Raw genomic sequence first — 17,924 nt, forward strand, 5'->3', positions numbered from 1 at the left:
ACCCGGCACTGCCGCCGACCCCGCCGATACCGCCGTGGGCGTTGTTGACCGTGGTGCTCCCGCCAGCCCCACCAACACCGCCATTGCCGTAAAGCCACCCGCCCGCACCACCGGCGCCGCCGGTCCCGCCGGCGGTGGCGGCCGTGCCCGGCCCGCCGCTCCCGCCCTTGCCGCCGTTGCCCAGCAAGCCGGCGGTCCCGCCGGCCCCGCCAGTCACTCCGACGTTGGTGCTATCGCCACCGTTGCCGCCGTTGCCCAAGAGCCACCCACCGGGACCGCCGCCGGTACCGACGGGTCCGCTCGTCCCGTCGGTGCCGTTGCCGATCAGCGGCCGCCCGGTCAATGCCAAGAAGGGCTGGTTGATCAGGTCGAGCAGGTTCTGCTGGACGTTGGCGGCCTCGGCGCCGGCATAGGCGGCCGCACCCGAATTGAGGGTCTGCACAAACTGGGAGTGGAAAGCCACGACCTGCGCGCTCAGCGCCTGATACTCCGCCGCGTGCTGGGAAAACAGCGACGCAATAGTCGCCGACACCTCGTCGGCACCGGCTGCCAGCAGCCCCGTGGTAGACACTGCTGCCGCCGCGTTGGCCGAGCTGATCGTCGAGCCGATGCTCGTCAAATCCGTTGCTGCCAAAGCCACCATCTCCGGCATCGCAATCACCAACGACATCCCGACAACCTCCACTTCCCGTCCCGAATCAAGCTGTCGTCGCGTCGCGACGGCCGGTGAAAGCAGATGGTAGGCGTTTCGAGACGCGAATTCCGTGTTTTCCCTGACAATTTCACCGAAATAGTTCGGGGACCCCAACGAGCACACGGAAAGGCAGGACCCCACCGCGCGGCTAACTTGGCGCCCGGCCCACAGTTTCAGCGACGCAGCAAGGCGCCGACACGTTCCGCAGCCAGCTGTACCGCCGCGTCGCGGGCCGCGCTTGCGTCGTCTTCGGTCAGCGTGCGATCGGGCGCGCGAAACCGTAGCGCGAAGGTCAGCGACTTGCGCGCTTCGCCGATCTGCGGACCGGTGAAGACGTCGAATAACTGAATGTCCTCCAGCAACTCGCCGGCCCCGTCGCGGACCGCATCCGCCACGACCTGGGCGGGGACATCCGCGGACACCACGAGGCTGACGTCCTGAAACACCGCGGGGAACGGCGACACCCTGGGAGCCGGCAGGGATTCCACGACTGGGATCGCGTCGAGGTTCAGCTCGATCGCGCAGGTGCCCTTCGGCAGGCCCGTCCGCTCGATCACGGCCGGATGCAGCTGCCCCGCGTGACCGACGGAGGCATCGCCGACGAACACCTCTGCGCAGCGGCCCGGATGCCAGGGCAGGTACCGGGCCGCGCGAAGGTTGACGTCAATTCCGCTGGCCCGGGCAATGATTCGCACCGCCTCGAAAGCGTCGGCGGCTTCGACCGCGCGGCCCGGACCCCAAGGACCGCGAGGCTCGCGCAAGCCGGCCAGCACCGCGGCGACGTGTTGCGGTTGCCGGGGCAGCGATTCGTCCAGCTTGGCGATCTCGCCTTCGGTGGGCCGGCGGTGCACGGGGATCAGCTCGATGCCGCGAGTCTGCTCGGTTGGCCGGACCACCTGCGCGATGGCGAACAACGCGACATCGGTCAGACCGCGGGACACGTTGCGCCCCAACGCTTCCAGCAGGGCCGGCAATAACGTGGTGGCCAGCTGCGGACGGTCGGCTTCCAACGGGTTGACCACACTGGTCGTGGTCCGGCGCGGGTCCTCGGCCACTAGTCCCCAAAGGTCGAAAATGCCGGCCGGCAGAAACGGCGTCGGCAGCACCTCGACGTAGCCGGACAGCGCCAGTGATTTACCGATCGCCCGACGGCGCCGTTGGGTGGCCGTGAGTCCGCGGCCCGCGGGCGCGGCAGGCAGCACCGACGGGATGACCTCGAGCCCTTCCAGCCGCATGACCTCCTCGACGAGGTCGGCGGGCTGCAGCAGATCGGGTCGCCAGCTCGGCGGCGTCACCTTCAGCACATCGTCGTCGGTGACCACCTCGGCGCCGATTTGCGTCAGCCGCCGAGCAGCCGTGCCCGGGGCGTAGGACACGCCCGCGAAGCGGTCCGGCAGGTCGGCTGCGATCCGGATCGGCGACATCGACCAGTCATCGACCGGCGGTTCACCCCGCCAATCGGTCAGCGCCGGGACGACTACTCCCCCGGCGATATCGGCCAGCAGCGCGGCGCATCGATCCAGGGCGGCCACCGAAATAGCCGGGTCGACTGCGCGCTCGTAGCGTCGGGCAGCCTCGCTGGGCAAGTGCAACCGCCGCTGGGTGCGCGACACCGCAGCCGGATCCCATATCGCCGCCTCCAAAAGCACGTCGGTTGAATCGGCGCGCACCTCGGTGCTGGTCGCACCCATCACGCCGCCGATCGCTGCGGTGGTGACGTCGTCGACGATCAGGACGTCGGCGGGTTCGAGGCGCCGCTCGACATCGTCCAGCGTGATCACGGTCTCGCCGGACCGGGCGAACCGCACTCCCAGGCTGCCGGTGATCCGGTTGCGGTCGTGCGCGTGCATCGGGTGACCGAGCTCGAGCATCACGTAGTTGGTGACGTCCACCGCCGGCGAAGTCGCCCGGATGCCGCAGAGCAGCAGCCGGCGTTGCAGCCACCAGGGCGATACCGCGGCCGGATCGATGCCGGTCACCGGCCGCAGGGCAAACCGGCGCACACCGGTGTCGGGATGCACCGTCAGCGGCCACGCCTCACCCTCGACCGGCAGCGCCGGCACCTCGGCGGGGTCCACGAATTCCAGGTCATAGGCGCAGGCGATCTCCCGGGCCAGCCCGCGCACCGACATGCAGTAGCCGCGGTCGGGGGTGATCGCCAGGTGGAGAACCACGTCGTCCAATCCGAGCACACCCGCGGCGTCGGCTCCCGGTTCGGCCGTTGCCGGCGGCAGCACCAGGATGCCGGAATGGTCTGTGGCCAAACCGAGTTCGGCCGCCGAGCAGATCATTCCCGCCGAAGTGCGGCCGTACGTCTTGCGGGCGGTGATGGTAAATCCGCCCGGCAGGGTGGTTCCGGGTAATGCTACGACCACCAAATCGCCGACCACGAAATTTGTTGCACCGCAGACTATTTCGTGCTGTACGACGTCGCCGAGGTCGACCAGGCAGGCCCGGATCGGCTTTTTGAAACCGGTGAGTTCCTCGATACCGGCTACCCTTCCCACGGTCAGCGGACCGTCGACCGGGCCGAGTGCGGTCGCTTCTTCGACTTCGTGGCCGATCCGGACCAACGTCTGCTCGAGTTCACCGGCCGAGACGTCCCAGCCCGGCGATCCGGCCGAAACCACCTCGCGCAGCCAGCTATACGGAACGCGCATCAGGCACCCACCCCGAACGGCAACGAGAACCGGATGTCGCCCTCGACCATGTCGCGCATGTCGGGAATTCCATTGCGGAACTGCAAGGTTCGCTCCAGGCCCATTCCGAACGCGAATCCCGAGTAATCCTCCGGGTCAATTCCAGCGGCCCGCAACACGTTTGGATGCACCATTCCGCAGCCACCCCATTCCACCCAGTCGGCGCCACCCTTCTTGTTGGCGAACCACACATCGACCTCGGCGGACGGCTCGGTGAACGGGAAGAAGTGTGGCCGGATCCGGGTGCGCGCCAACGGCCCGAACTCGGCGCGGGCGAAGGCGTCCAGCGTCCCGCGCAGGTGCGCCATGGTCAGCCCGCGATCCACCGCCAATCCCTCGACCTGATGGAACACCGGCGTGTGGGTGGCGTCGAGTTCGTCGGTGCGGAAGGTCCGGCCGATCGAGATGATGTAGACGGGCAATTCGCGCTGCAGCAGGGTGCGCACCTGTACCGGCGACGTGTGGGTGCGCAGCAGCTGCCGCGAATTCTCCGGCGCGATGTAGAAGGTGTCTTGCTCGCTGCGCGCGGGGTGATCCGGCGGGAAGTTGAGGGCATCAAAGTTGAACTGCTCGCTTTCGACCTCGGGTCCTTCGGCCAGCTCCCATCCCATTGCGATGAAGGTGTCCGCGATGTGCTCGGCCAAGATCGTGATCGGATGCCGGGCGCCGGTCGGCTGCCGGGTCGACGGCAGCGTGACGTCAATACCCTCGGCGGCCAGCACAGCCGCGTCACGTTCGGCCCGCAGCGCCGCCAGACGTTCGTCGTAGCTGCGTTGTGCATCGCGGCGGGAGACGTTCACTCGCTGGCCGGTATCGGCACGCTCCTCCTTGGGCAACTTGCCCAGTGCCTGCCGGGCCAGCGCCAACGGCGAACGGTCCCCAAGGTGCTCGGTCTTAGTGCGCGCCAGCGCCTCCAGACTGTCGGCTAACGCAAAAGCCTGCTGGGCGGCGTTGACCGCCTTGGCTAATGCCTCCGGCGACAGATCGACGGGTTGCTCACCCACGCGGCGACACTCTCCTTGCTGACGAGGCTAGGTATAACTGCCCGGCTCTCCCCCGAGGGGGACACCCACCTCGGTCCGTCACCCGGCCAGCGGGTGGGCCCTAACGTGGCTCACATCGTCGCGGGGTCGGTTCACGGCACGGGTATGACGCAACTGCCGATCATAAGTCATCGATCGGCTCGTTTTGGTGACGCCCACTGGGCAACGCCCCCCGGGGCCGGACCCTCCAGCCACCTCATCGAGACCATCCGCCCCCGCCCACGACAGCGATTCGACCGCATCGCGGTGGGGCCTTATCGTCCTATCGGGACGCCCGTCCGGCCCGGCCGCGCGTCATGCTTGAGCCGGTACGACCCGCATGGTCTTCCAGCGGACAAACCCGTAGGCCACGCCCGCGCCCAACGCGCCCACGGCAACACCGCTCACCGATGTCCAGCTGGTATGCGCCAGCAGCAGAAAGCCGAAACCGGACGAGACCATGAGCAACGCATACCGCGCCGGCGTCCAGCGAACCGGCCGATCGAACCGCATGGTCACCAACATGCCCAGCAACAGCGATATGGCGTGGCCGGAGTCGGTGAAATCACCACCGGCGATCGCGGTCGCCACGGCCAGCGACGCCCACCAGCCAATCCATGCCGACCGCCAGCGGCGAGAGATCGTCGCGGTGAGCGCTCCGACCACCGCAAGGGCGCCGTAGCTCATCCCGACGTCGCTGACCCGGGTGATCGACCACGGCAGCCAGCCGAACTCGACCGCGGCTGCCAACGCGGCCGCCACCAGCAAGGTGGCCCCGAGATGGCCGACGACGAACGCGAGGGTCAACCGTCCGGTGTGCAGGTGCAGTTCGGCAAGCGCGAGCAGACAGGCCAGACACGGCAGCCAGAAGTACAGCGGCCCCTCGGCGATCACGAAGGCGCTATTCCACAGAGTGCCCAGGCGACCGTGTGACAGGTTGTGCAGGTTTGTACTGGCATGCCGAATGACCTGCTCGTGGGCATGCGGACCGAGCATCAAGATCGCGATGCTGACCGAGCCAAGAGCTGCCAAGTAGCCAAGCGTGAACCGGACCCGGCCGAGCCGGTACAGCAGTGCCCAAATGCGATGAGTCATCGACATCTACTATGCCTGCTGTTCTGTTTCGGGACCGTCACCAAAAGCGGGCAGCTCCTTACGAGGTTTGAGGCGATAAATCGCCAAGTCCGGTGGAATGCCGGTGAGCTTGCTGGAAAACATCGGCCGACGTGCCCGCTTGGCGACGACACCCAATGCGTCCAACTCGCTTTGCGGGATCAGGTCCAGGGTGGGACTCGATATCATGATGCCACCTTTTGTGGCGCGTTCCATAACTCGAGCGGCGATGTTTACGTCGATACCGAGCCAGTCAGCGGCCAGTCGCTGCGGCCGGCCGGTATGGATGCCCACGCGCATCCGCGGCGTGTAGCCCGCCACCTCGACTTCGCTCAACGCCTCCCGAGCGGCGAGCACGGCGCGCACGGCTACAGCCGGATTGCGAAACACCGCCATGATGCCGTCGCCCATCCGTTTGACGATGTGGCCCCCGGCGTCCAACAGCGGGGGCTCGACGGCCCGGGCCACCCGGCGCAACAGCGCCAAGGTGGCATCATCACCGGCCTGCAGCGACCAGGTCGAGAAACCCACCAGGTCGGTGAAGACCAGCGTCACCTCGGGATTCACCGGACGGCGAGAAACTGCCTCAGTCAATGCCTGCCACAGTTGCAGCACACCCAGGCTGACCTCACGCGAGGCCGCATCACGATCCCCCAGCAGCCGGTCGGCAGCCCGTGCCGCGGCCCTCGGACCGCCGTCACCCGCAGTGGACAGCGGATCGCCGAATTCGGGATCGCCAGGCAACAGCCGTCGCGCCCGCCGGATGAACGCCACGACGCCCGGGCTGTGGTTGGTGGAGCGCAGCCACTGCCCCGGAGAACGCCGACGCGAAGCCGACGACGCGACCGCAGTCGCCGTCTCGTCGGGCACGCCGGACTCCCCTTCGCCAGCCCCGACCGCCACCTCGCAAGGGTAGGTGCTACGGGCTGAGCCAGGCAATCACAGTCGTCCTGCCGGCGCCCCGACGATCAGCCGGACAGCAACCCCAACAAGCCGGGAACGAGGCCGCCGACCTGTGTTCCGCCCAATGCAATCGAGGTGGGCGTTCCACTAGTCGGCGTGAGCGTCAGCGTGAAGGGCTGAAGCGGGGACAGCAGCCCGCCAACCGGAACGCTGAACGCCACGTCCGAGTAACCAAGCCCCGCTGGCGCCGCCATCGACTGCGTTATCGTGTCGTGGCCGAAAAGGAAGCTGTTTACGGCGTTGACGGGAGCAAAGAACAGCGTGCCTGCCGCCGCCAACGGATTCCCGCTTGATATCGCGTTGCCAAACGCTATGGCGCTATTTTGGAGCGCGGTCGTCGCGAGGTAATACGGACCCAAAGCATCAATGCCGAGCGCAAGCGGCGTAGGTAATGCGATGGAGCCGGAGGTGAGGGCCACTTCGAAGGTAGTCAGGTCCACGGTCCCGTTGAGTGTAAGCGCCACCGGACCTAACGGGGTGCTCGTATTCAGCAGCGGAACACTCACCGGAGCGGTCGGCCCGGCCAGCGGCAACATCGCGCCGCCGCCCGTGGCACCAGTGACCGTCGCACCGGTGGCCGTCGCACCGGTAGCCGTCGCACCGGTAGTCGTGGCACCGGTGGCCGTCGCACCGGTAGCCGTCGCACCGGTAGCCGTCGCGCCGGTAGCCGTGGCACCGGTGGCCGTCGCGCTGGTAGCCGTCGCACCGGTAGCCGTCGCACCGGTGGCCGTCGCGCTGGTGCCGCTGCCGGCAGTCGCTGCGCGTGCAGCAGAATCTGCGCCAGTTCCCAGCAACGGATGGCCAAGCAACGACAGGGCGGGTCCATTCACCGCGTTCAGCAGATTCTGCTCGGCATTGGCGATCTCGGCGCCGAGGTAGGCACCCGCGCCATTGCTCAGGGTACGGACGAACTGGTCGTGAAACGCCGCCATCTTCGCGCTGAGGGCCTGATAGTCCTGGGCGTGTGTCGCGAATACCGTCGTGACAGCCGCCGACACCTGATCTGCCGCCATGGCCACCAGGCCGGTCGTGGGCGGAGCCGCCGCCGCATTGGCCGCGCTCATCGCGGAACCAATTTCCGCCAAATTTCCCGCCGCCGCGTTCATAACATCCGGTACCACATTGAGAATCGACAAAGCCGGGCCTCCTTGCTTGACTCAAGAAGAAAATCACCGAGTAGTCTCCAGGAAAGAAACTCTACTCCCGGCAATCGCCTTTTGGTTAGCCCTTTTTCGGCCCTTCCAGCAACGCCCGGAGCTTCGCCGCACCAGCTCGAAATCAACGTGCGAGAAGCAAGCAAGGCAAAGACAACGTTGCGGTGGACGTCAAATCGTCCGATCGGAACTGTTTCGTGGCAGTCGGCAACATCCCGGTGGGCCGTCGCGGGATTATCCCATCCGGTCGGTCGCATCCGCAGCTCGGGACGCAGTCGACCACCCCCGGCCGCCGGGTCCCGGGGCACGGGCTCGCCGGGGTTCGCCCAATGTCACGCGCTGCGACAAACCTCCCTGATCACGCGAGCACCACGCCGCTATGGACGCCCGATAACAGCATGCTGGGGCACTCGCCGAAATCGTAGACAACGTGTGTTGTCACCGTTTATCGTGAGCGCACATCGAGCGCGTGGAGGCCGCGATGACTGCCACATCGACGACACCAGTCCAGCCACTCGGACCCGATTCGCTGACCTGGAAATACTTCGGTGACCTGCGGACCGGAATGATGGGCGTGTGGATCGGCGCGATCCAGAATATGTATCCGGAGCTAGGTGCCGGCGTCACGGAGCATTCGATCCTGCTGCGGGAACCACTGCAGCGGGTGGCCCGGTCGGTGTATCCCATCATGGGCGTCGTCTACGACGGCGACCGGGCGGCCCGGACCGGCGAGCAGATCAAGGGCTATCACCACACGATCAAAGGAGTCGACGCCGAGGGTCGTCGCTATCACGCCTTGAACCCGGAGACCTTCTACTGGGCGCACGCCACGTTCTTCATGCTCGTCGTCAAAGTCGCCGAATACTTCTGCGGAGGTTTGACCGAGGCCGAAAAGCGCCAACTGTTCGACGAACACGTGCGGTGGTACCGGATGTACGGCATGAGCATGCGGCCGGTCCCCAAGTCGTGGGAAGAGTTTCAGGAGTATTGGGCCCGGGTCTGCCGGGACGAACTCGAGATCAACCAGGCCACCATGGACATCTTCCACATGCGTATTCCCAAGCCGAAGTTCGTGCTCATGCCCACGCCCCTCTGGGACCAGATGTTCAAGCCCCTGGTTGCCGGTCAGCGCTGGATCGCGGCCGGCTTGTTCGATCCGGCCGTGCGGGAGAAGGCGGGCATGCGTTGGACCCCGGGCGACGAGGTATTGCTGCGCCTATTCGGCAAGCTGGTGGAGCTGGTGTTCCTGGCGGTGCCCGACGAGATCAGACTGCATCCCCGTGCGCTGGCCGCCTACCGCCGGGAAGAGGGCCGGACCCGAAGTGACGCGCCACTGGTCGAAGCGCCCGCCTTCATGGCACCGCCGCGGGACCGCCGCGGACTGCCGATGCATTACTTCCCACCGCGCGCACGCGGTTTCGCCCCGTTCCCGCTGGAGCCGGCCCGACTGATCATGGAGCGGGCCGGGTCGTTGGTGCACACCACGCTGTCGCTGGCCGGCCTGCGCCCCGCCCGGGGCCGGGCGGCTCGGGCCGCATAAGACACCGCATAAGACGCCGCGTCGATCTCAGCGAGCAGAGCGAAGCGACCGGGCGCTCTGGTACAGGCAGATGGCCGCCGCGGCGGCGACGTTCAGGCTCTCCGCTCCGCCGGACATCGGGATGCGCACCCGGTGGTCCGCCTCGGCGGCGATGTCAGCCGATAGCCCCCGGGATTCGGGACCGAACAACCACGCCGTCGCAACTCCCAGCAGCGGATCGGCATCGTCGAGGGACGTCTCACCGTCTACGGCAGTGGCCAGCACCTGCAACCCGGCGCCCCGCAACGACACGATGGCGGCATGGGTGTCCGCAACGGCGGCGACGGGAATGTTGAAGATGCTGCCCGCGGACGCGCGCAAACACTTGCCGTTGTACGGGTCGACGCTGTGTCCGGCAAGGATCACGGCCGCGGCCCCCATGGCGTCGGCGATGCGGATCAGTGTCCCGGCGTTACCTGGCTCGCTGATCTCGACGGCCGTTGCGATGAGCCGCGGTGAGCGGGTCAGCACATCATCCAGGCGGGTGGTCGGCATGTCGCACACCGCGACCAGTCCCGCCGGGGTAACCGTGTCGGACAAGGCTTTTGCGGCACGTTCGGTCACCAGATGGACCGGCGCGTCCTGTGCGCTCAACCAGGTCTCGTGCCGTTGCGCCGCGACCTCGGTGACAAACACTTCCCGCACCAGCCCGCGCGCCGACGCGGCCTCGACCAGGTTGGGGCCTTCGGCGAGAAATCGATCCGCACGACGCCGGCCAACGTGGCGATGCAATTTGACCGCGGCGGCTACCCTGGCCGAGCGTTCGGTAAGCACCGGAGCGCGGTGCGCCTAAGCGGCCTCTCCGGAGGGCGCGTTGACGTCTTCGGGCAGGGCCGCCCGGGCGACCTCCACGAGCGCGGTGAACGCCGTCGGATCGGTGACCGCGATATCGGCGAGGTTCTTGCGGTCCACCTCGACGCCAGCGGCCTTCAGGCCTTGGATCAGCCGGTTGTAGGTGATGTCGTTGGCACGCGCCGCCGCGTTGATCCGCGAGATCCACAATTTGCGGAACTCGCCCTTACGCGCGCGACGGTCGCGGTAGGCGTAGTTCAGCGAATGCAGCTGCTGTTCTTTGGCTTTGCGGTAGAGCCGGGACCGCTGGCCCCGATAACCTTTCGAGGCCTTCAGGACGGAGCGCCGCTTCTTGTGGGCGTTGACTGCCCGCTTTACGCGTGCCATGGATGTTCCTACTCTCGTTCGGACTCGGACGTGCTTGGTCAGGTACCGGCGCCAGCCGGTCGTACGGGGCGCCGGCTAACCGTTCAGCAGCGAATTGACCCGCTTGGTGTCGTTGGCCGCCACCGCCGTACGGCCTTCCAGGCGCCTGGTTCGGGTCGACGGTTTGTGCTCGAGCAGATGCCGGCGGTTGGCCTTCTGCCGGACGATCTTTCCGGTACCGGTGCGGCGGAACCGCTTCGAGGCGCCGCTGTGAGTTTTGGCCTTGGGCATTTTTCCTCAGTCCTGGTGAGTTCTGGTTGGGCTAGCGGGTTAGTTCGATGAAGGTTTGAGTTCGCCGCCCGCCGGTCCCTCCCCATGCCGCGCCCGGGCGCGAGTTTTCGCGCCGCGGTGGGGTGCCAGCACCATCGTCATGTTGCGCCCGTCCTGCTTGGGCGCCGTTTCGACGAATCCGTATTCGGCAACGTCGGCGCCCAGGCGCTGCAGCAACCGATAGCCCAATTCCGGCCGCGACTGCTCGCGTCCGCGAAACATGATGGTGACCTTGACCTTCGATCCGGCCTCCAAAAAACGCACCACGTGGCCTTTCTTGGTTTCGTAATCGTGATCGTCGATCTTGGGCCGCAGCTTCTGTTCTTTGACGACGGTCTGCTGTTGGTTCCGGCGGGATTCGCGCGCCTTCTGCGCCGCCTCGTACTTGTACTTGCCGTAGTCCATGATCTTGCAGACCGGCGGCCTGGCATTCGGGGCAACTTCGACAAGGTCGAGATCGGCGTCCGCGGCGACGCGGAGTGCGTCTTCGATACGCACGATGCCTACCTGTTCCCCTCCTGGGCCGATCAAACGGACTTCAGGTACGCGAATGCGCTCGTTGACGCGGGTCTCAGTGCTGATGTGGCCTCCCTTGTTGGCTTTCTGCTGCTGCGGCCAGGGCCCGGACGGGCCGGAATCAGAAGTGGGATACACCAGTCATCAGCAAAAAAGCCCTGCCTAAGCAGGGCCCAATGCCGACCGATCGCGGCTCGAGACAACTCCAGCCGCCTGCGCCACGCGCAGAACAGGCATTGCACATATGCCTGTGACCGGACCGCACAACCTTGAAAAAGCGTTGGGCCTTTTCGTGGCTGGCGGTGGGAGTGGGACTCCACTTAACTGTTCCTGGCCTTCGCCGGGACGGTCGCAGCAGCCAGTCTAACAGCCAAGAACGGTCCACCGGGCAGCGAGGCGGCCGGCGCGCCGGCCCCAGCGCGCTGAGCAGGTGCAATCCAGCCACCCGGTCGCCAGGATTTTCCCGGTTTAAGGGAATATCCTCGCGGTTTGTGACCATCGCAAAGCCTCGCTCGATGGAGAGCAGGCCCGTCTCCCGGTATCACTGGGTTCCCGCGGCAGCAGGCTGGACCGTCGGAGTCATCGCGACGCTGTCGCTGCTGGCAAGCATGTCGCCGCTGATTCGTTGGATCATCAAGGTTCCCCGGGAGTTCATCAACAGCTACCTGTTCAACTTTCCCGACACCAGCTTCGCGTGGTCGTTCGTGCTGGCCTTGCTGGCCGCGGCGCTGACCGCACGCAAACGAATCGCGTGGTTGCTGCTGCTGGGAAACATGGTGCTGGCCGCCTTCCTGAACGCCGCCGATATCGCCGGCGGCGGCAACACCGCAGCCGAAAACTTCGGCGAGAACCTCGGTTTCGCGGTCCACGTGGTCGCGATTGTCGTGCTGGTGCTGGGTTATCGCGAGTTCTGGGCCAAGGTGCGCAGGGGCGCGTTGTTCAAAGCGGCCGCCGTGCTGTTGGCCGGTGGAGCCATCGGAATCCTGATTTCCTGGGGTTTGGTGGAACTGTTCCCCGGATCGCTTGCGGCGCCCGACCGGCTACCCTATGTGGCCAACCGGGTGATCGGATTCGCGCTCGCCGATCCCGACCTGTTCACCGGGCGGCCGCACGTCTTCCTCAACGCCATCTTCGGCCTGTTCGGCGCCTTCGCGCTGATCGCGGCCACCATCGTGCTGTTCCAGTCGCAACGCGCCGACAACGCGCTGACCGGCGAAGACGAGTCGGCCATCCGCGGACTGCTGGAGTTGTACGGCAACAGCGACTCACTGGGCTACTTCGCCACTCGTCGCGACAAGTCGGTGGTATTCGCGCCCAGTGGCCGCGCCGCCGTCACCTACCGCGTCGAGATCGGAGTCTGTCTGGCCAGCGGTGACCCGGTGGGCGACCCCCGGGCTTGGCCGCAAGCCGTCGACGCATGGTTACGGCTGTGCCAGACCTACGGCTGGTCCCCCGGCGTTATGGGCGCCAGTTCGCAAGGGGCTCAGACCTATCGCGAAGCGGGCCTGAACGCGTTGGAGTTGGGTGACGAGGCGATTCTGCGGCCGGCGGATTTCAAGTTGTCCGGCCCGGAGATGCGCGGCGTGCGCCAGGCCGTGACCCGGGCGCGCAGGGCCGGGTTGACGGTGCGCATCCGCCGACACCGCGACATTTCCGCGGCGGAAATGGAACAGACCGTCGCGCGCGCCGATGCCTGGCGCGATACCGAAACCGAACGTGGCTTCTCGATGGCGCTGGGCCGCCTCGGCGACCCGGCGGACTCCGACTGTCTGCTGGTCGAGGCGCTGGACCCGGACAACCGGGTGGTGGCGATGCTGTCGCTGGTGCCCTGGGGCACCACCGGTGTCTCCCTGGACTTGATGCGGCGCTCTCCGGAATCACCTAACGGCACCATCGAGCTCATGGTCAGCGACCTTGCGCTGCACGCCGAAAGCCTTGGCCTCAGCCGTATCTCGCTGAACTTCGCGATGTTTCGGTCCGCATTCGAGCAGGGTGCCCAGCTCGGTGCCGGCCCGGTTGCCCGGCTGTGGCGATGGCTGCTGATTTTCTTCTCCCGCTGGTGGCAGATCGAAACGCTCTACCGGTCCAACCAGAAGTACCAGCCCCAATGGGTACCCCGCTACGCCTGCTACGAGGATGCGCGACTGATACCCAAGGTGGGCGTCGCCTCGGTGATCGCCGAGGGCTTCCTGGTATTGCCGTTCACCCGGCGCAACAGGGCGCACACCGGGCACCACCCTGCCGTGCCGGAACGCCTGGCAGCCACCGGGCTGTTGCATCACGATGGCTCGGCGCCGGATATCACCGAGCTGCAGCAGGCGGACCTCACCGACGACGACGAAGTTGGGCGTCGCCTGCCCGAGCAGGTCCGAGTTCGATTGAGCAAATTGAAAACTCTGCGGCGCAACGGCATTGACGCCTATCCGGTAGGCCGTCCGCCCAGTCACACCGTCGCGCAGGCGATGGACGCGGACGACAAGGCCGCGCTGTCGGTGTCCGGACGCATACTGCGGGTACGCCATTACGGCGGCGTGTTGTTCGCGCATCTACGCGACTGGACCGGTGAAATGCAAGTGCTGCTTGATAATTCATGCCTGCAACAGGGCCGCGCCGCGGATTTCAATGCCACCATCGACCTCGGTGACCTGGTGGAGATGACCGGGCACATGGGCTCGAGCAAACGGGGAACCAGGTCACTGATCGTGTCCAGCTGGCGGCTGATCGGCAAATGCCTGCGGCCGTTGCCCAACAAGTGGAAGGGGTTGACCGATCCCGAGGCCCGAGTGCGGACCCGCTATGTCGATCTGGCGGTCAACGCCGAATCCCGTGACCTGCTCACCGCACGCAGCACGGTCCTGCGTTCGATCCGGGAAACACTGTTCGCCAAGGGCTTCATCGAAGTCGAGACTCCCATCCTGCAGCAGGTGCACGGCGGAGCCGCCGCCAGACCGTTCGTCACGCACATCAACAGCTACTCGATGGACCTGTTCCTACGAATAGCGCCCGAGCTGTATCTCAAACGGTTGTGCGTCGGCGGCGTGGAGCGCGTATTCGAACTGGGCCGGGCCTTTCGGAACGAGGGCGTCGACTTCAGTCACAATCCTGAGTTCACATTGCTCGAGGCCTATCAAGCACATGCCGATTACCTGGTGTGGCTGGACAGCTGTCGCGAGCTCATCCAGAACGCCGCCCTGGCTGCCAACGGTGCACCGATCGCGATGCGGCCCACCAGAGACGGCTTGCAGCCGGTCGACATCTCCGGAGTCTGGCCGGTCAAGACGGTGCACGACGCGGTTTCCGAAGCCCTCGGTGAGCACATTGACGCCGACACCAACTTGGCGGCGCTGCGCAGGTTGTCCGATGCGGTCCACATCCCCTATCGGGCGCAGTGGGATGCCGGCGCCGTGGTCCTCGAGCTGTACGAGCACCTGGTGGAAAGCCGCACCGAGCAGCCGACGTTTTACATCGACTTCCCCACCTCGGTATCGCCGCTGACCCGGCCGCATCGCAGCAAGCTCGGAGTCGCGGAACGCTGGGACCTGGTGGCCTGGGGCATCGAGCTCGGTACCGCCTACAGCGAACTCACCGACCCGGTGGAGCAACGACGTCGTCTGCACGAACAATCCCTGCTGGCGGCCGGTGGCGATCCCGAGGCGATGCAGCTCGACGAGGACTTTCTACAGGCCTTGGAGTATGCGATGCCGCCCACCGGGGGCCTCGGAATGGGCGTCGACCGGGTGGTCATGCTGATCACCGGACGCAGTATTCGCGAGACGCTGCCGTTTCCGTTGGCGAAGCCGCATTAAGCCAGCATTAAGCCGGTCCGACAGCTCCCAGCGAATACACAGCGAACATTCAATGAACACGTTCCAGGACGGTTAACAAGCGATCACAATGGTTCTTGTGACAGCGTCGACGGCGTATCTTGCGCAACCGCTGGCCAGCGCCCATACCTCGCTGATGTACGGCTGGCTGCCCATCACGGTCCAGCTGGTGACCGCGACGGTGGTGCTGCTGGCGATCGGGTCGCGCTATCGCCGGTGGCGTCGGCTACCGGCCGCGGTGGCCGTCGGCGCTGCGACGGCCTGCGGGACCGGGTGGTATCTCGGCGGGCTCGCCAATGATTCTGCCCCGGCCGCGCTCTGGGTCTGGGCCGGTTTGACGGGCGTAGCCGCGACGGTGCTGGTCCTGGACTGGCGCAGCGCGCGCTGGTGGGGTCGCGGCGCATCGCTGATGGCGGTGCCGCTGTGTGTGCTCAGCGCGGCGTTGGCGCTCAACCTGTGGGTCGGCTATTTTCCGACCGTTCAGGCCGCATGGAACCAGCTCACCTCCGGTCCGCTGCCCGATCAGGCGGATCCGGCCAGCGTTGCCGCGATGGCCGGCAAGGGGACACGGCCGCCGCACGGCAGCGTCGTGCCGGTCACCATCCCGGCCACGGCATCGCACTTCAAACATCGCGGGGAACTGGTGTACCTGCCGCCCGCCTGGTTCTCAAGTGATCCGCCCCCGCGATTGCCTGTCGTGATGATGATCGGCGGCCAGTTCAACACCCCCGCCGACTGGGCGCGAGCCGGCAACGCCGTACAGACGGTCGACGAATTTGCCACCGCCCATGATGGTAATGCGCCGGTGCTGGTCTTCGTCGACTCCGGCGGAGCCTTCAACAACGACACCGAATGCGTCAATGGACGACGCGGCAACGCGGCCGATCATCTAACCAAAGACGTTGTGCCATATATGGTCTCGAAATTCGGCGTCAGCTCGCAGCAGCGCAACTGGGGCATTGTCGGCTGGTCGATGGGCGGGACTTGCGCCGTGGATTTGACGGTCATGCACCCCGATCTGTTCAGCGCATTTGTTGATGTCGCCGGGGACTTCTACCCCAACGCGGGAAACAAGGCGGAAACCATCGCCAGGCTGTTCGGCGGCAACGCCGACGCCTGGGCCGCATTCGATCCGACGACGGTGATCACCCGGCACGGCCCGTATACCGGGGTTTCGGGTTGGTTCGCCATCTCTGTCCCTGGTCAACCGGCGGGGCGTCGGGATTCCCCGATTGTCGACACCGCCGCCATGCGGGCGGCCGGGCGCGATGCCGCCGCCAATCCGAGCAACCAGACGGCGGCCGCCAATGCGCTGTGCGCGCTGGGCCGGACCAACGGCATCGACTGCGCGGTGGTCCCCCAACCGGGCAAGCACGATTGGCCCTTCGCCGACCAGGCGTTCGTGCTGGCGCTGCCGTGGCTGGCCGGGCAGTTGGACACTCCGGAGGCGCCGCGGATTTCGTTACCGGATACCGGCGGGGCGGCAGCGCAGGTCGTCACCGCCGGACGGTAGTTGCCGGTGCGGTCGGTCGCGCGGATTCGCCGGGCGGTATTCGCCCGACACTGCAATCCCTGGAGCGCCTGGACGCGCTGGGCAAGCACACCACTGGCGCTGGTGCCGATATGGACCCGGCGCTGGGGTCACGCCGCGGTGATCGCACTGTGGCTGGCGGTCAATCCGGTTGTCTTCGGCAAGCCGAAACACCATCGAGCATGGGCGACGCGGGCGATGTTGGGCGAGGAACTGTGGATCACCGAGCGTCCGCCCGACACGGCGATGCTGGTCAGCGCGCTGACATCGGCCGTTTCGCTGAGCGCGGTGATCGCCACCCGCCGCCGCCGACTCAAGCCGGCGGTTGTCGCGACCGCGCTGCAAATGACGCTGACCATGGTGTATTGGGAGCTGATGGTGCGTTACCTCCATCGGCGGGGCGGCGGTGATACACAGCAGCAGTAACGTGGCGGCATGCCCGACGAACCAGACGCCCCGGACGCGAAGGCCCCCGATCCCGGATACGACGACGCCGGTGTGCCGACCTTCGAATCGGTCCGCGACAAGATCGAATCCCGTTACGCGACGGCGATGGGTGCGGCCGAACTGGATGCCGAGACGACAGCGGGCCGGGCTATCGAGGACGAGTACGACGAGCGCCAACGCGCGGCTGCCGAGCGCTTGGCCCAGATTCGTGAGTCGATGGGCACCGACGGCTCCTTGCGTAAGTCTTAAAGCGCGGCATGCTTTGTCGGCGGGGTCGACCAAAAGCTGTTCAGCCAAAACCCGGCTCGCCGCTGTTAACGGCGATACACTGTGCGCCTGCCGATTCCGCATGATCCCAGCACGCCGCGGGTTGCCGTGCGGTCGTGGGAGGTGCGCGATGTCGTTTGTTTTTGTGACACCGCCGATGCTGGCGGACGCCGCGAGCAGCTTGGCGACAATCGGCTCGGCAATCACCTCAGCCAATGCGCTGGCGGCGGCCCCAACGACAAGTATGTTGGCGGCCGGCGCAGACGAAGTGTCCGCAGCGATCGCGGGATTATTCGGCGCACACGCTCAGGCATACCAGGTCCTCAGCGCGCAGACGGCAGCCTTCCACGAGCAGTTCGTGCAGACACTGAGGTCGGCGACGGGTGCCTACGCCAGCGCCGAGGCCGCCAATGTCGAGCAGAATCTGCTCAATGCAATTAACGCGCCTGCCCAGGCGTTCTTGGGGCGCCCGCTGATCGGCAACGGGGTCAACGGCGGGCCTGGCCAAGACGGCGGACCGGGTGGTTTGTTGTTCGGCAACGGCGGCAGCGGCGGCGCCAGCACCACCGCTGGGGTGACCGGCGGAAACGGCGGCGATGCGGGGTGGTTGGGCCACGGTGGGGCGGG

At 66.4% G+C, this 17,924-nt stretch carries 16 protein-coding genes; 6 read left to right on the forward strand and 10 right to left on the reverse strand.

From position 1 onward, the window contains the following. From BST40_RS23980 to BST40_RS32635, 6 genes are all read right to left on the reverse strand, one after another. A partial coding sequence (locus tag BST40_RS23980; protein WP_142276796.1) for a PE family protein occupies positions 1 to 670 on the reverse strand: 670 nt, incomplete at its 3' end. A 197-nt stretch (positions 671 to 867) separates the two neighbouring features. After that, positions 868 to 3,354: a phenylalanine--tRNA ligase subunit beta gene (gene pheT, locus BST40_RS23985; protein WP_083155903.1), complete on the reverse strand. Its 2,487-nt coding sequence runs from the start codon at positions 3,352 to 3,354 to the stop codon at positions 868 to 870. Next, the gene (gene pheS / locus BST40_RS23990) at positions 3,354 to 4,397 is read right to left on the reverse strand and encodes a phenylalanine--tRNA ligase subunit alpha (protein ID WP_075547254.1); all 1,044 of its coding nucleotides are present in this window, start codon (positions 4,395 to 4,397) and stop codon (positions 3,354 to 3,356) included. Before pheS ends, pheT begins: the two co-directional genes overlap by 1 nt. Positions 4,398 to 4,730: 333 nt before the next feature. Next, entirely contained in the window at positions 4,731 to 5,510 is a 780-nt protein-coding gene (locus BST40_RS23995; RefSeq protein ID WP_075547282.1) for a rhomboid-like protein, read from the reverse strand. A gap of 9 nt (positions 5,511 to 5,519) precedes the next feature. Further along, positions 5,520 to 6,431: an adenylate/guanylate cyclase domain-containing protein gene (locus BST40_RS24000; RefSeq protein ID WP_198929525.1), complete on the reverse strand. Its 912-nt coding sequence runs from the start codon at positions 6,429 to 6,431 to the stop codon at positions 5,520 to 5,522. Positions 6,432 to 6,496: 65 nt separating this feature from the next. Continuing rightward, positions 6,497 to 7,612, reverse strand: a complete 1,116-nt coding sequence (locus BST40_RS32635; protein WP_275887202.1) for a PE family protein — start codon at positions 7,610 to 7,612, stop codon at positions 6,497 to 6,499. A gap of 514 nt (positions 7,613 to 8,126) precedes the next feature. On the opposite strand from BST40_RS32635, the gene BST40_RS24010 reads away from it, so the two are divergent. Next, on the forward strand, positions 8,127 to 9,185 hold the full coding sequence (locus tag BST40_RS24010; RefSeq protein WP_075547281.1) for an oxygenase MpaB family protein: 1,059 nt from the start codon (positions 8,127 to 8,129) through the stop codon (positions 9,183 to 9,185). 27 nt (positions 9,186 to 9,212) lie between these two features. Here the strand turns inward: BST40_RS24010 and BST40_RS24015 are convergent, their stop codons facing one another. From BST40_RS24015 to infC, 4 genes are all read right to left on the reverse strand, one after another. Continuing rightward, positions 9,213 to 9,998, reverse strand: coding sequence for a TrmH family RNA methyltransferase (locus tag BST40_RS24015; RefSeq protein WP_075547251.1), 786 nt, complete (start codon positions 9,996 to 9,998; stop codon positions 9,213 to 9,215). Between the two features lie 15 nt (positions 9,999 to 10,013). Beyond that, positions 10,014 to 10,403, reverse strand: a complete 390-nt coding sequence (gene rplT, locus BST40_RS24020; RefSeq protein WP_036412581.1) for a 50S ribosomal protein L20 — start codon at positions 10,401 to 10,403, stop codon at positions 10,014 to 10,016. A 75-nt stretch (positions 10,404 to 10,478) separates the two neighbouring features. Next, the gene (rpmI, locus tag BST40_RS24025) at positions 10,479 to 10,673 is read right to left on the reverse strand and encodes a 50S ribosomal protein L35 (protein ID WP_023373729.1); all 195 of its coding nucleotides are present in this window, start codon (positions 10,671 to 10,673) and stop codon (positions 10,479 to 10,481) included. 39 nt (positions 10,674 to 10,712) lie between these two features. Continuing rightward, on the reverse strand, positions 10,713 to 11,294 hold the full coding sequence (gene infC, locus BST40_RS24030) for a translation initiation factor IF-3 (RefSeq protein WP_082275421.1): 582 nt from the start codon (positions 11,292 to 11,294) through the stop codon (positions 10,713 to 10,715). 449 nt (positions 11,295 to 11,743) lie between these two features. Between infC and lysX the strand changes: the two genes are divergently transcribed. The 5 genes from lysX to BST40_RS24055 form a co-directional block, all read left to right on the forward strand. Beyond that, on the forward strand, positions 11,744 to 15,034 hold the full coding sequence (gene lysX, locus BST40_RS24035) for a bifunctional lysylphosphatidylglycerol synthetase/lysine--tRNA ligase LysX (RefSeq protein ID WP_183154996.1): 3,291 nt from the start codon (positions 11,744 to 11,746) through the stop codon (positions 15,032 to 15,034). An 88-nt stretch (positions 15,035 to 15,122) separates the two neighbouring features. Continuing rightward, on the forward strand, positions 15,123 to 16,565 hold the full coding sequence (locus tag BST40_RS24040; RefSeq protein WP_089025295.1) for an alpha/beta hydrolase: 1,443 nt from the start codon (positions 15,123 to 15,125) through the stop codon (positions 16,563 to 16,565). A 6-nt stretch (positions 16,566 to 16,571) separates the two neighbouring features. Next, positions 16,572 to 17,009: a DUF6653 family protein gene (locus BST40_RS24045; protein ID WP_310887030.1), complete on the forward strand. Its 438-nt coding sequence runs from the start codon at positions 16,572 to 16,574 to the stop codon at positions 17,007 to 17,009. Positions 17,010 to 17,018: 9 nt separating this feature from the next. Further along, the gene (locus tag BST40_RS24050; RefSeq protein WP_075510789.1) at positions 17,019 to 17,279 is read left to right on the forward strand and encodes a PspA/IM30 family protein; all 261 of its coding nucleotides are present in this window, start codon (positions 17,019 to 17,021) and stop codon (positions 17,277 to 17,279) included. A 148-nt stretch (positions 17,280 to 17,427) separates the two neighbouring features. Next, a partial coding sequence (locus tag BST40_RS24055; RefSeq protein WP_083155905.1) for a PE family protein occupies positions 17,428 to 17,924 on the forward strand: 497 nt, incomplete at its 3' end.

Source organism: Mycobacterium persicum (assembly GCF_002086675.1).
Classification (GTDB): Bacteria; Actinomycetota; Actinomycetes; order Mycobacteriales; family Mycobacteriaceae; genus Mycobacterium; species Mycobacterium persicum.